Raw genomic sequence first — 12980 nt, forward strand, 5'->3', positions numbered from 1 at the left:
AAGCCAACGAAGTGCCCGTAGCCCGGCTAGGCCCGACGCGCTCAAAAGCTAAGTACGAAGGTTTTTAATCTTTCCCGGCCGGGCATGGACCTTAAATAAGCACAATGCATTTACGGCCGGAATATTCTCTACAGCTGATTAAAGTAACTTTTTAGTACTCTGAAGCTTTTCTGTACAGAAAGGCTTCTATCATACAAAGATTACAATCTTAACCAACCAGCTTCTTCACCATCGCCAGTAATGTTTTCACATCTTCCGGACGGGTATTGCCAGTTTCAGAATCAATAATGGAACTATAAATGTGTGGGATAATTTTTTCCACACCGGCGTCCAGTGCAATTTGCATAATCTCTTCAAAGTTTTCTAAATCAATTCCACCCGTTGGTTCCAGGTAGAAGTGATTTTCAGCACAGGCTTTAGCTACGTAAGCAAACTCATCTTTGTAAGTCAGGCCGCGCATATTAAAGAACTTAATCGAGCTTGCACCCATATCTTTCAACATGGCAATAGCAGTTTCAACCGGCACGATCGCATCAGGGAAGGTAGAGCTTAATGGACCAGTAGAAATCTTAACCCAACCCACTTTACCCGTTGGTGAAACCAGCGCATTCACGACGGTTTCATTTTGACCCAATAGCGCACGGCTAACTGGCGCACCGGTAAATACCTGATTAACATGCTGTGGCTGAATCACTTTTGATATTTGAGAAACCATTTCTGACTGGTTAGGGTCACCTGCCCCCAGTCCAACAGAAACAGCATTTTCGATATCATTGGCATACTTAGTCATATCTTCAATGGCGCTGGCCAAATCAGGATAGTTTTTTGACAGTACGCCAACCACTACATGCTTTTCTGCTGCTGCATACACTTCACGGGCATTTTCTCTGGAACCCGCCAGAACGTTAAGACAAACGCGATCTTTATAATAATTAGGACTTAATTTCATTACTTATGCTCCGGTAGCCAATTTACGAATAGAAGAAGAGATAACATCCAACTGAGGAGCAGATACGCTACGCACATCAGCCTCAACTTTGCCTTCATTCGCTTTGTATTCGCGGAAATAAATGGCGGTATCGCCCTGCTTTAACAGTTTCATTATTTCGAATGTATTTTTGCCAATAGCTTTCTCGTCAAAAGAGATTTCGGTTCTGGCAATATCACGTCCGGCTGCGTCCCATACCACTCTGGCGAAAATGCCAGGAATTGCATTCAGGTCATTAATAAATGGCGTCATTTTTTCCACCATTTCCTGACCGGTCTCTTTTTTCGCCGTCAGATACAGCTCAATTGCCAGCGTCAGGCCAAGAATGCCTTCTTTACCAACTTTCATCGCACGGCCAATACCGCTGCTTTGCTGTTTAACCCACTCAACGTATTGCTTTTTACCAATCACCAGACCGCTGGTTGGCCCTTCAATCGCTTTAGCACCACTGTAGATCACCAGATCCGCACCCATATTGTAATAGGCGGTAAGTTCTTCCTCTGCTGCAGCATCAACAATTAATGGTAAATTATGTTTTTTGGCTACCGCTGCCGCGTCAGTCACGGTCAGCATACTTTTCTGTACCGTGTGGTGAGACTTAATATATAAAATAGCGGCAGTTTGCGGGGTAATTTTTGCCTCTACCTGAGCGGCGCTGCACTCATTGGCAAAACCAGCCTCAATCACTTTACCACCGCCCAGAGAAATCATGGTATCAACCGGCGCACCAAAGTTTACGTTGTGCCCTTTAGGAACAATAATTTCACGAGCAACAACTTTATCTGAGCTATGCAGATTTAACAGCAGGTCGCTGTCATCTTTCACTATCACCGCAGCAACAGACTGAGCGATACCCGCAGAAGCACAGGACACTACCACTGCGTTTTCAACATCCAGCAGTTTGGCAATATATTCACCGGTCTTATTGACCAGATCTTTAATTTCAAAATATTGGTTAAGCCCGTAAGAAACCACATCAACCACTTCGGGTTTAGGGGTAGAAACACCTAATGCGGTCATTCTGCCTGAAGCATTAATCACATTCTTTAAGTGATACTTCTCATAAATTGATTGCATATTCTGACTCACCTTCTTTAGTTGCAATACTTTCCCCCGCAACAATCGCCGCGATAGGAATAAATTTTTGAGTGCCGATTCTTACCTGACCTTCTGCATCAGAAAGTTCGATTCGCTCATCTTTAATATCAAAAATCGTTACATCACCGTCATAGCCAACTTCCAGATGCCCTTTTCCTTTCAGATGAAGTAAATCTGCGGCTTTAACCGTGACGCAATCAAGAACCTGTTTCAGACTAAAACCCATGCACAAGAATTTGGTCATGACTGCCGCCAGGCTGTATACCGGGCCGTTAATACGGTTTTTGTGATAGATATCTGAACTGATAATGTCAGGATAGGTACCAATTCTCATTGCCTGCTCAGCAACAGAGAAACTGAAACTCTCACCACCGTGTCCCACATCAAGGATCACTCCGCGTGCTAACGCGCGTTGAATAGCCGGTTTGAGGTTGCCATCCTGATCGAGGATGCGGTTAGGCTTGCCGTTAAAGCAATGGGTGATAATGTCACCTTTGGTCAGTAAATCGGCAATTTCATCCAGGTTAGGCGGGTTATTACCGATATGAACCATCAGAGGTAAACCACTCTCTTTTTGCATCTCTTTAGCGCGAATCAACGGCAAAATACCGTTCTCACCGACTACGCTCTTACTCATTCGGGCTTTAATACCTACAACGAAATCCGGATGGCGTTTAATCGCCTTCTGTAAGCTTTCGTCGTCAATTTTGCTCATGTCCGAGAGTTCGTTTTGAGCAATGATGCCGATTCTGGCAATGTTCAGGAACGAATAAACATTGGTCTTCGCCTTTTGCACCAGAGAATAGAAATGGTCGACATCATCAGCACCAACGCTGCCAGCATCAATCATGGTGGTAACACCGCTGGCAGCACCGGCTAAATCCGGCTCATCAAAATAGATGGGGGAAGCCGGATAACAGTGGGTGTGAGCATCAATCCAGCCAGCACTAATATAGTATTTTCCGTCGAGATCGATCTGTTTCTTTGCCGTCAGTCCATTATCCACTGACGCACCAATTTCACGGATTTTCCCCTCATTAATGACTACGTCCACCACGTCGCCATTAATAAGTTTTGCCTGCTTAATGATTAAATCGTTCATGATATCTGCTCACTTATTAAAACTATGACTTATGCTGCTACCAGCGGGAAGAAATAACCAAATATCATGGCGCCCAGAATCGCACCACCAGCAACTGGTTTTTTCCATACGTAGAAGATCAGCGCACCAATCAGAGAACCAATACCGATTGGAATAGATGCAGCCATGGCAGCAAGGATAATCAAAGGACCAAGGAAACGGCCGGAGGTATTACCTGCGCCCATCATCACATCAGCACCAAAGGTAGAGTTACCCTGACCTACGGTAAATTTACGCGCCAGAATAATCAGTAAACCCACCATCACTCCTAACACCATGCCGGTAACCAGCGAAGCGTAGAAGTTAGTGACCAGGAAGTCGAAACCACCGGCCAGCAACAGTGCAGGAACGCCCAAACCTAAACCAGTCTGAATCGCACCACCGATATCCAGAATACCGACCAGAGAGCCTTCGATAATCCGCGCAAACAGGAAGCTGGCACCAAACGCCGCTACTGCTCCATAAACTCCGGTATCAATACCTGAACGTAACATGGCAACGAATGCCACTTCGTTAAAAGCACCAAAGCCGTGTACCACGTACATATGCGTACCGGCGAATACACCGGCAGACAACAATCCTACAAACAGAGGGAATGTCCACTCTGCGTACCAAAAATCACTTTTCAATTCTGTATTCATCATCAAGTCCTGGTAATTACATTTACTGTCGTTGATTTATATGATGACCGAAAGAGCCTATTCCTCATCCACACATCGAGGAGCTCATTCGACTTAATTATTTTCCGCTTAATACGTTATGGACGTGCTGTAACCAGTCTGGTACGCCCAGGGCGAAAGACTGCAGCAACTTAACGTCGAAGCCACGGAAGAAACCACTCAGGACAAACAGCAGAATCACTGCGATCATCATAGTACGAGTAATTTTGTTCCAGCCGTTGTCATCAACGCCTTTACCAATCAGGATACCAAGCACTAAACCAGGAATAGCGTTACCCATGATTAACTGCGCACAACCACCAAACAGGGTTGCCCAGAAACCAGAACGACGACCCGCATCCATTGCAGCCAGCCAGAAAATAACTGGCATCACGGTGTTAACCAGCAGGTTAGCCGCAGGAACCAGTACGTTAGTTGCTGTGGTTTGCAAAGATGCAGGAACCGCAGAAGCAGTGGTATTCAGGAAGGCAACTACCAGCGCACCGATAATCCCACAGGCAATCGCCATTTTTCTTGGGTTATGCAGTGTTTCGGTAACGTTTCGGTTTTTGATCATCAGAGCAGCAGCACCCCAGTTAGGGATGATGCGGTGGTCAACGTCTTGAGTAAACGCACCGGCAGCAACAGAAGATGCCCAGGCGTTAAAGAAGAAGCCTAAACCGAAAGAGAAGTGAGAAGCCGGATCCCCTTCACAGGAGTTCAGTTCACCCAGGGTACGGAATGCACCCATTCCTTGAACCGTTGGAGCATGGAACATACGAGCAGCACCGGCACCCAGGCCGAAACCGCAGAGACCACCGATAATCAGGGACTTTATCAGTATCTCAAAAACAGAAACAGTGGTATTTGCATCCATTTGTTTTTCCTCTAAAACATTTCTGCCGGTAGTTAAACCGGCTCGAAATGTATCTCTTGAACATTCAGCAAGGTCACGTCTAAAGCAACATCTAAAACAACAGAGTAGAATTCACGTTTACGCGGCAGAAAGAAAAACAGAAACTTCTCGTTACTCACTTTCACCGTGGCGTTAACGATTTCTACATCTTGAGGTTCGATGCGCAAAATGATGTTGGTGCTCTCTTTCAGAACCGTACGTTGTACGGAGTTCAATGCGTCAGCGATGGCTTTTTGTTTAGTGTCGCCCTTACCACTGACGCGAACTGATGTTTTCAGATGCTCTTTCATTATGCGTTGCCGTATTTTTTATTAAATGCTTTAACTAAACGCTCACCCAGCTCTTCTTTATCCATAAAACCAAAGCCCAGTACGGTGCAACCATCAGCAATAGCGGTTTCACCCTCTTCCACAGAACGCATACCGTGACGTACTTTGTAGCCATATTTGTTTTGAGCAGTAATTGCACCGGCTCCGCCGCTTCCACAGAAAGAGATTCCGATGTCGCCCTGTTCTGCATTCATCACGTCGCCCAGTTTCATATCGGCAGCTACGCCAGGAATCACGATAGCTTTACCACCAGCAGCTTCAACACCAGCAGCAACTTTTTGTCCTTTACCTAAACGATCGCCAATCACGACTACGATTTGTTTCATGTGTTCTATCTCCAATAGGATTAAGCGTTTGAACGCGCAATTTCAAAATGAACCGACAGCAGATAAGCTTCTTCAATAGGTAAGCCCGGCAGTGCATTTACCGCACGCTCGGCCAATGCCATTGATTCAGCAGAAATCTCATCAAACAGAGATTTATCTACTTCCGGCAGGGGTTCACCCGTTTTAGCCCTCAGGACCATTGCCTTGACGTGTGACTCCAGCATTTGTTGCTGAACGTCTGTGGTGTAAGCCCCTTCCTGTTTTAACCAACCGTCAATCACCGTCAGAAGTTCACTGGTAACGACTTCGGGTTCCAGATTGTCTTCCACCATGTTGAAACGAATATGACTCTCACTCATGCAACTTTATCTCTAATATTCAAACTCATTAATTATGGACGAATATCGGAATTTTGCCGCTAAACCATCTATGAAAGCAGATACTCTCAGCACGGCACTCCAGATTCAGTAAATCATACAAAATAAAAATCTGCTGTTACTGACCGGGTTTATTGTTACTTCCGATGTCAGCACACTACACATTTTATTTATTGGTTAGGAGACTGACTTTTTCCGGTTCAAAGTGGAAATAAAGTGGAAATGAACAATAAGATTGAACGTAAAGTGGAAATAAGTGGCAATGGAATATGAATGCGTTGTAACAATATCCATAGATAAAAAGAGGAATTGATTTATTATGATTAATCTATTGAAATAGAATGATAAATTGATAGTTTATTAGATAAAAAAATAGCGCCTTTAAAGGCGCTATTCTCATCAATATTGGTTATTAACGCTTCGGTTGAGCGCTTCTTCTACCGCTGTTTCTGGCAGCAGGTCTTTGGCTATGTTTCTTCACCGCACGGCGAATTTGATTTGCTTTTGTGCGACGACGGTCACGTTCCACCGGTAACTTACTTTGAGTTTCTGGTGGTAACCCAACCATTTCACGCAGGTAATTTGTCGCGTTCAGATCAAGTTCGGTCCAACCGCCACGTGGCAGCCCTTTCGGCAAGCCCAATGCACCGTAGCGAATACGAATCAGGCGACTAACCTGAACATCTACCGCTTCCCACAGGCGACGAACTTCACGGTTACGTCCTTCTGTCAGCGTGACGTTATACCACTGGTTCATTCCCTCACCACCCTGGAAGCTGATAGTGCGGAATGCGGCCATGCCATCTTCCAGCTGTACGCCTTTTCTTAACTGTTTGATTTTCTCTTCATCAACCTGACCGAATACGCGTACTGCGTACTCTCGTTCAACTTCACGACTTGGGTGCATTAAACGGTTTGCCAGTTCACCATCGGTAGTAAACAGCAGCAGGCCTGAAGTATTGACGTCCAGACGCCCTACTGCAACCCAGCGGGAACCGCGCATTTTAGGCAGACGATCAAATACGGTTGGTCGGCCTTCCGGATCTTTACGGGTACAAAGTTCCCCTTCCGGTTTGTAGTAGGCCAGCACGCGGCATACAGTTTCTTCCGGTTCACGCAGTGCAACTACATGACCATCGATACGCACTCTGATTGATGCATTGACTTCTATACGATCGCCCAAAGTGGCAATTTTGCCATCAACACTGATTCGACCAGCCTGAATCATCGCTTCGATTTCGCGACGAGAACCGTGGCCAGAGTTAGCCAGAACTTTTTGTAACTTTTCGCTCATTGAGCAACCTCGTTTGTCGCCTTCACAGGCGTCATAATAGTGATAAATCGGTGGTGCTGATTAATTTATCAGTGGATCTGAATCATACCTTATGCGGCCCTATCCATCAACGAAACGGTGTTGGATCCCCGGCGCCTTCTCTTACCACAACCGGTGACTCATCGGTCAGATCGATTACCGTGGTTGGTTGCTGGCCCAAATAACCGCCGTTGATAATTAGATCAACATGTTTTGATAATGTATCGCGAATCTCTTCCGGATCGGATTCCGCAAAGTCATTGCCTGGCAGCATAAGAGTAGTGGACATCATAGGTTCGTTGAGCTCTGCCAGCAATGCCAGCGCTATTGGGTTAGACGGTACCCGCAGACCAATGGTTTTACGTTTTTCATTCATCAGACGGCGAGGAACTTCTTTCGTCGCTTTTAAGATGAAGGTGTAATTACCTGGGGTATTATTTTTGATTAACCGAAAAGCGGTGTTATCAACATGCGCATAGGTGGAAAGCTCTGACAGATCGCGACACATCAGGGTGAAGTTATGGTTGCTGTCTAATTGGCGAATCCGACAAATACGCTCCATGGCGTGTTTATCTTCCAGCATACAGCCTAGTGCGTATCCGGAGTCTGTTGGGTAGACAATCACTCCGCCTTTGCGTAAAAACTCTACCGACTGGCTAATCAGCCGCGGTTGGGGGTTATCCTGATGGATATAAAAAAACTGACTCATGGGGACTCCTGTGGGGCCTGGCGGTTAGCGGTATTTATGTTGGGATCGGGCGCTAACGGCTTAAATCGATAATTTATTACGAAATCGTTTTATTTTAGTTCTTTGGATATTCCGGCCGTAAAAGCCTTATTGTTTATATAAACATAGTGCTCGGCCGGAAGACCGTCTGTACTTTAGTTCGGAGAGCGTCGGGCCTAGATTCCCTAGGGGCGCTCCGGCAGCTAAAGCTGCTACGACCCCAACGGAAATCTCCCCTCCGATTAGCTTTGTTAACAAACAAAATCAATTAGAGTTAACTTATTCTAAGTTTCCTGTATTACATCAACTACACAAACCAGTTATGCCATACCGGGGTGACTTTATCCGGTAGGAATAGTCGTCGTCCCAGTTCAACCCAAGCGCAGGGGTAGTGAAAATCTGAGCCCTGGGAAGCCAGTAGCTGATATTCCTGAGCATACAGTGCCAGCTGTGCGCGTTCCTGCGGGGCCTGTTGGCATTGGGAGACTTCCATTGCGTCACCGCCGGCTTGTTTAAACTCTATGATTAAGCGTCGTAACCATTTGGCCGACAGGTCATAACGGCCGGGATGGGCTAATACCGCCTGTCCACCGGCAAAATGAATGGCTTCCACCGCTTCTGTTATTGTACACCACTGAGGCGGTACATAACCGGTTTTCCCCCGGGCCAGGTAATTTTTAAATACCTGAGCCATATCGGATGCTTTGCCTAATTCAATCAGATAACGGGCAAAGTGCGCCCGGGTAATTGCTGCGTCACCGGCAAAACGCTGTGCTCCGTTTAGAGCATCGGGAATATGGTGTTTTTCCAGCCGTCGGGCTATCTCTTGTGCTCGCTCTGCTCTTCTGATTGTTTGTGCCGCTAACAGATCGATCATGGCTTTTGAATCAGGATCGATATTTAAGCCAACAATATGGATATCAAAGCTTTCCCAACCCGTTGAGATTTCTACGCCATTAATTAAACGCAGTGCCAAATCTTTTTCTTTAATAGCCAGCTTTGCAGCCGTCAAAGCGCTGGTGGTATCGTGATCGGTAATGGCCAGCACGCTGACTCGCATTTCAACCGCACGCTCAACCAACTGGGCTGGGGTTAACATACCGTCAGAGGCATTAGTATGACTGTGGAGATCGTACAGCGGAAAACGCGGCAGCTCCAAAGAGGTTGACGCTGATATCTGTTCGTTCTCTTGTGCATCAGAGGGTATTTGTGGGCTATCTAAAGACATGGGGATTTAAAATGGTCCTGCTTTACTGTCTGGTGATGTATTGAATCTCTTCAACCAAATGTTAATGCACTGGCTGGGTAATATTCGTTTAATTGCTTTATATGATAGCGCTTAATGCTGATAGCCCCTAACAGATAATAAGATTTATTTCAGATTGCTGGCAGTGTTACTTCAGCTGTTAATTTTTATTATAAAATCAAGGCTCTTATCCCATGTTTATCCTGTCTTTCTTCTATCCTGTCAGAGTACCTCATTGATTATCTTTTGCTCTTTATTCTGCCTGATTTTTATCTGAACTATCAGTTATAAATCAGAAATAGAAAAAACTGCGAATCCAGTCCGGTATTCTTCAGCAACCTTCGATATAATCACGCCAATTTCCTGCTGAATGGTAACTGAAACGATGGATTATCAACTTGATTTAGACTGGGATGACTTCTTAAACCGCTACTGGCAGAAGCGTCCAGTAGTATTGAAGAATGTTATCAAAAACTTTATTGATCCAATCTCGCCGGATGAATTAGCAGGATTGGCTATGGAGAGCGAAGTTGACAGCCGTTTGGTGAGTCAGCCAAATGGTCACTGGCAGGCCAGTAATGGTCCTTTCGAAAGTTATGACCACCTGGGAGAAAAAGGCTGGTCATTATTGGTGCAGGCGGTTAACCACTGGCATGCACCTTCTGCGGCTCTGGTTCGTCCTTTCCGTAAGTTGCCTGACTGGCGCCTTGACGATTTGATGATTTCTTTCTCCGTGCCTGGCGGCGGCGTAGGCCCGCATATCGATCAGTACGACGTATTTATTATTCAGGGTATGGGCAGTCGCCGTTGGCGTGTGGGGGATAAAAAGCCGTTAAAGCAATATTGTCCGCACCCTGCTTTGCTGCACGTTGAACCTTTTGATCCAATTATTGATGAAGATTTGGCACCGGGCGATATTCTGTATATTCCACCAGGATTCCCGCACGACGGCTTTACCCATGAAACTGCACTGAACTACTCTGTCGGCTATCGTGGTCCTAACTCTCGCGATCTGATCAGTAATTTTGCTGACTATGTGCTGGAACACGACTTAGGTGGTGAGCACTATAGCGATCCGGATCTGAAGTTAAGAGAGCACCCGGCACTGGTTGAAGAGTATGAGCTTGAGCGTCTGCGCGGCATGATGATTAATCTGATTAATCAGCCAGAAGATTTCAACCAATGGTTTGGTCGCTTCGTGACAACGTCACGCCACGAACTGGATATTGCGCCTGCTGAACCTGCATACCGTTCTGATGAAATCTATGACTCATTGGTACAAGGTGAGAGTTTAATTCGCCTCAGCGGTCTGCGCGTATTGCGTGTTGGTGATCTTTGCTTCGCTAACGGTGAACTTATTGATACGCCACACCTTGAAGCTGCCGATGCACTGTGCCGTTATCCATTAATCAGTCAGAAAGAGCTGGGTGATGCACTGGAAGATCCGGCGTTTGTTGCGGTGCTGGCTCATCTGGTAAATAGTGGTTATTGGTATTTTAATGACTATTGATGCTATCTGTTGATGGTGAGTATAAGGCCTCGCATAGAGTGAAACCTTAGTCTACTGATAAACCAGACAAATTGGCCTCAATGAATTTTCCGACCGTAAAAGCACTGTGTTTATATCGGCACTGGTAACGGTCGGTAAACAATCTGTACTTAGCTACGGAGTGCTCCGGGCCTGGCCGGGTTAGGGGCGCTTCGTTGGCTTACGCCAAGTCGACCCCAACACCCGTCCCTCCCGTCGATTGGCTATATGAAGAAACCAAACTGAACTAACTGACGTTGCCATCAGTCTGAGGCCTCGCATTATGTGAGGCCTTTTCATATCCATCTTACCGATGTGTGTCTACCTCGAAACGCTATACTGCCTTCTTAAGGCTACAGGATTTATTTTCCTCATCCTGCTCCACCGCAAAACAGGCAATTAATTGTCCGTCATAGTTCTTCAATGCTGGTTTAACTTCAAAACAGGTATCAAAGGCACGTTGGCAGCGGGCATTGAATGCACAACCCTGCGGTGGATTTAACGGGCTTGGTAGTTCACCGGTTAGTTTGATTCTTTCACGGCGTACATCCGGATTTAAGCGCGGGGTAGCAGAAAGTAACGCCTGTGTATAAGGATGGCGTGGATTATTAAAAATCTGATCTTTAGTTCCCTGCTCTACGCAGCGTCCTAAATACATTACCATTACATCATCGGCAATATGTTCAACTACCGATAAATCGTGGGAGATGAAGACATAAGAAAGCCCCATTTCCTGCTGTAAGTCCATCATCAGATTCAGTACCTGAGCCCTAACAGAAACATCCAATGCTGATACTGGTTCATCTGCCACCACGATATCCGGATTAAGCATCAACCCACGGGCGATAGCAATACGTTGACGCTGGCCGCCGGAGAACATATGCGGATAACGCTCATAGTGCTCGGTTCTCAGGCCAACTTTAGCCATAATCGCCAGCGCTTTTTCACGCCGTTCTGCTTTAGATAATGTGGTATTAATTTGCAGAGGTTCTTCCAGTATGTCACCTATCTTCTTGCGAGGATTCAGTGAACCATAAGGGTTTTGGAACACGATCTGAATTTTCTGACGACGCAGCTTTTGCGCCGCCGGATCGTGTTTCAATAGATCCTGCCCCTGATAATAAAGCTCACCTTCGGTAGGCACTTCAATCATGGTTAACATACGGCCTAAGGTTGATTTACCGCATCCGGATTCACCAACCACCGCCAGAGTTTTTCCTCGTTCCAGCGTAAAAGAGACGCCATCCAGAGACTTCACTTGTTGCTGAGCAGAGAACAGCCCGTTTTTAACTGAATAATACTTTTTCAGACCAATGGCCTGTAATAATGGATATTCCTGACTCATAGTGTTGGCCTCCCTTGATCGTCAAGCGGCGTATGGCATTTCACCTGTCTTCTGGCTTCCCCTTTTAAATCCGGCTCCTGCTGACGGCAAAGCTCAGTGGCATAGGGACAGCGAGGGCTTAACAAACAGCCTTTAGGCCGATCATATTTACCGGGAACCACTCCGGGTAACGAATTTAAGCGCTCTTTCTCACTGGAAAACTCAGGCAGCGCACGCAATAATGCTTGGGTATAAGGATGACGCGGGGTACGGAAAATCTCTTCTGCCTTACCGCTTTCCATTACCTGACCCGCATACATCACGATAATGTACTGTGCTGCTTCCGCCACCAGAGCCAAATCGTGAGTAATCAGAATCAACGCCATATTCTCGCGGCGCTGTAGCTCCAGCAGTAGCTCAATAATTTGTGCCTGAATAGTCACATCCAGCGCCGTTGTCGGTTCATCGGCAATCAATAGCTGAGGACGACAGGCGATAGCTATGGCGATCATCACCCTCTGGCTCATACCGCCAGACAGTTGATGAGGATAGTTATCCAGACGGGATTCCGGAGCAGGAATGCCAACCTGAGTCAGCAAATCTATGGCGCGCTGGCGGCGAGTTTTTCGATTGCCGCCCTGATGGATTTTCAGCGCTTCCATAATCTGATAACCCACGGTATAGCACGGGTTGAGGCTGGTCATCGGGTCCTGAAAAATCATGGCAATTTCATCGCCCACAATCTGACGGCGCTCTTTTTCAGAGATAGTACGTAGATCTCTGCCGTCGAAATGCAGGCCGTTAGCCATGACTTTTCCCGGGAAATCAATCAGCCCCATAATGGCCAGTGAACTGACCGACTTACCTGAGCCGGATTCCCCTACAATGCCAACCACTTCCCCTTTCTCGACGCTGTAACTTACGCGATCAACCGCCCGAAACGGGGTACTGTCATCACCAAAGTGAACAGACAGTTGTTCAATGTCTAATAGTGCCATTTCTTCCCCCG

14 protein-coding genes are annotated in these 12980 nt (G+C 46.4%); 1 reads left to right on the forward strand and 13 read right to left on the reverse strand.

Features of this window, described 5'->3' with window-relative positions; all coding sequences use genetic code 11:
- Positions 1-208: 208 nt before the first annotated feature.
- From dagF to rnm, 11 genes are all read right to left on the reverse strand, one after another.
- Entirely contained in the window at positions 209-949 is a 741-nt protein-coding gene (dagF, locus tag GOL65_RS04100; protein ID WP_140920843.1) for a 2-dehydro-3-deoxy-phosphogluconate aldolase, read from the reverse strand.
- A gap of 3 nt (positions 950-952) precedes the next feature.
- Positions 953-2065, reverse strand: coding sequence for a DgaE family pyridoxal phosphate-dependent ammonia lyase (locus GOL65_RS04105; RefSeq protein ID WP_140920844.1), 1113 nt, complete (start codon positions 2063-2065; stop codon positions 953-955).
- A complete protein-coding gene (locus GOL65_RS04110) occupies positions 2049-3188 on the reverse strand; it encodes an amidohydrolase/deacetylase family metallohydrolase (protein WP_140920845.1) in 1140 nt (379 codons plus the stop codon). The genes GOL65_RS04105 and GOL65_RS04110 overlap by 17 nt, the downstream gene beginning before the upstream one ends.
- Positions 3189-3217: 29 nt before the next feature.
- The gene (locus GOL65_RS04115) at positions 3218-3868 is read right to left on the reverse strand and encodes a DUF4310 family protein (RefSeq protein ID WP_140920846.1); all 651 of its coding nucleotides are present in this window, start codon (positions 3866-3868) and stop codon (positions 3218-3220) included.
- A 97-nt stretch (positions 3869-3965) separates the two neighbouring features.
- Positions 3966-4763, reverse strand: a complete 798-nt coding sequence (locus GOL65_RS04120; RefSeq protein ID WP_130591123.1) for a DUF4311 domain-containing protein — start codon at positions 4761-4763, stop codon at positions 3966-3968.
- Between the two features lie 32 nt (positions 4764-4795).
- Positions 4796-5092: a DUF4312 family protein gene (locus GOL65_RS04125; RefSeq protein WP_130591122.1), complete on the reverse strand. Its 297-nt coding sequence runs from the start codon at positions 5090-5092 to the stop codon at positions 4796-4798.
- Entirely contained in the window at positions 5092-5457 is a 366-nt protein-coding gene (locus GOL65_RS04130; protein WP_130591121.1) for an SFCGS family glycine-rich protein, read from the reverse strand. Before GOL65_RS04130 ends, GOL65_RS04125 begins: the two co-directional genes overlap by 1 nt.
- A gap of 20 nt (positions 5458-5477) precedes the next feature.
- A complete protein-coding gene (locus GOL65_RS04135; protein WP_130591120.1) occupies positions 5478-5816 on the reverse strand; it encodes a transcriptional antiterminator in 339 nt (112 codons plus the stop codon).
- A 430-nt stretch (positions 5817-6246) separates the two neighbouring features.
- The gene (gene rluB, locus GOL65_RS04140; RefSeq protein WP_140920847.1) at positions 6247-7128 is read right to left on the reverse strand and encodes a 23S rRNA pseudouridine(2605) synthase RluB; all 882 of its coding nucleotides are present in this window, start codon (positions 7126-7128) and stop codon (positions 6247-6249) included.
- A gap of 106 nt (positions 7129-7234) precedes the next feature.
- Positions 7235-7855: an L-threonylcarbamoyladenylate synthase gene (locus GOL65_RS04145; RefSeq protein WP_140920848.1), complete on the reverse strand. Its 621-nt coding sequence runs from the start codon at positions 7853-7855 to the stop codon at positions 7235-7237.
- 325 nt (positions 7856-8180) lie between these two features.
- A complete protein-coding gene (gene rnm / locus GOL65_RS04150; protein WP_140920849.1) occupies positions 8181-9101 on the reverse strand; it encodes an RNase RNM in 921 nt (306 codons plus the stop codon).
- Positions 9102-9504: 403 nt separating this feature from the next.
- On the opposite strand from rnm, the gene GOL65_RS04155 reads away from it, so the two are divergent.
- Complete coding sequence (locus GOL65_RS04155) at positions 9505-10629, forward strand: ribosomal protein uL16 3-hydroxylase (RefSeq protein ID WP_140920850.1); 1125 nt, start codon at positions 9505-9507, stop codon at positions 10627-10629.
- A 352-nt stretch (positions 10630-10981) separates the two neighbouring features.
- Here the strand turns inward: GOL65_RS04155 and dppF are convergent, their stop codons facing one another.
- Together dppF and dppD are read right to left on the reverse strand one after the other, a co-directional pair.
- Positions 10982-11992: a dipeptide ABC transporter ATP-binding subunit DppF gene (dppF, locus tag GOL65_RS04160; RefSeq protein ID WP_140920851.1), complete on the reverse strand. Its 1011-nt coding sequence runs from the start codon at positions 11990-11992 to the stop codon at positions 10982-10984.
- Complete coding sequence (dppD, locus tag GOL65_RS04165) at positions 11989-12969, reverse strand: dipeptide ABC transporter ATP-binding protein (protein WP_140920852.1); 981 nt, start codon at positions 12967-12969, stop codon at positions 11989-11991. Before dppD ends, dppF begins: the two co-directional genes overlap by 4 nt.
- Between the last annotated feature and the right edge of the window lie 11 nt (positions 12970-12980).

Source organism: Limnobaculum xujianqingii (genome assembly GCF_013394855.1).
GTDB classification, from domain to species: Bacteria; Pseudomonadota; Gammaproteobacteria; order Enterobacterales; family Enterobacteriaceae; genus Limnobaculum; species Limnobaculum xujianqingii.

Coding starts and splice junctions, on each gene's coding strand:
- dagF (WP_140920843.1), bottom strand. CDS start 949: ATGAAATTAAGTCCTAATTATTATAAAGATCGCGTTTGTCTTAACGTT.
- GOL65_RS04105 (WP_140920844.1), bottom strand. CDS start 2,065: ATGCAATCAATTTATGAGAAGTATCACTTAAAGAATGTGATTAATGCT.
- GOL65_RS04110 (WP_140920845.1), bottom strand. CDS start 3,188: ATGAACGATTTAATCATTAAGCAGGCAAAACTTATTAATGGCGACGTG.
- GOL65_RS04115 (WP_140920846.1), bottom strand. CDS start 3,868: ATGAATACAGAATTGAAAAGTGATTTTTGGTACGCAGAGTGGACATTC.
- GOL65_RS04120 (WP_130591123.1), bottom strand. CDS start 4,763: ATGGATGCAAATACCACTGTTTCTGTTTTTGAGATACTGATAAAGTCC.
- GOL65_RS04125 (WP_130591122.1), bottom strand. CDS start 5,092: ATGAAAGAGCATCTGAAAACATCAGTTCGCGTCAGTGGTAAGGGCGAC.
- GOL65_RS04130 (WP_130591121.1), bottom strand. CDS start 5,457: ATGAAACAAATCGTAGTCGTGATTGGCGATCGTTTAGGTAAAGGACAA.
- GOL65_RS04135 (WP_130591120.1), bottom strand. CDS start 5,816: ATGAGTGAGAGTCATATTCGTTTCAACATGGTGGAAGACAATCTGGAA.
- rluB (WP_140920847.1), bottom strand. CDS start 7,128: ATGAGCGAAAAGTTACAAAAAGTTCTGGCTAACTCTGGCCACGGTTCT.
- GOL65_RS04145 (WP_140920848.1), bottom strand. CDS start 7,855: ATGAGTCAGTTTTTTTATATCCATCAGGATAACCCCCAACCGCGGCTG.
- rnm (WP_140920849.1), bottom strand. CDS start 9,101: ATGTCTTTAGATAGCCCACAAATACCCTCTGATGCACAAGAGAACGAA.
- GOL65_RS04155 (WP_140920850.1), top strand. CDS start 9,505: ATGGATTATCAACTTGATTTAGACTGGGATGACTTCTTAAACCGCTAC.
- dppF (WP_140920851.1), bottom strand. CDS start 11,992: ATGAGTCAGGAATATCCATTATTACAGGCCATTGGTCTGAAAAAGTAT.
- dppD (WP_140920852.1), bottom strand. CDS start 12,969: ATGGCACTATTAGACATTGAACAACTGTCTGTTCACTTTGGTGATGAC.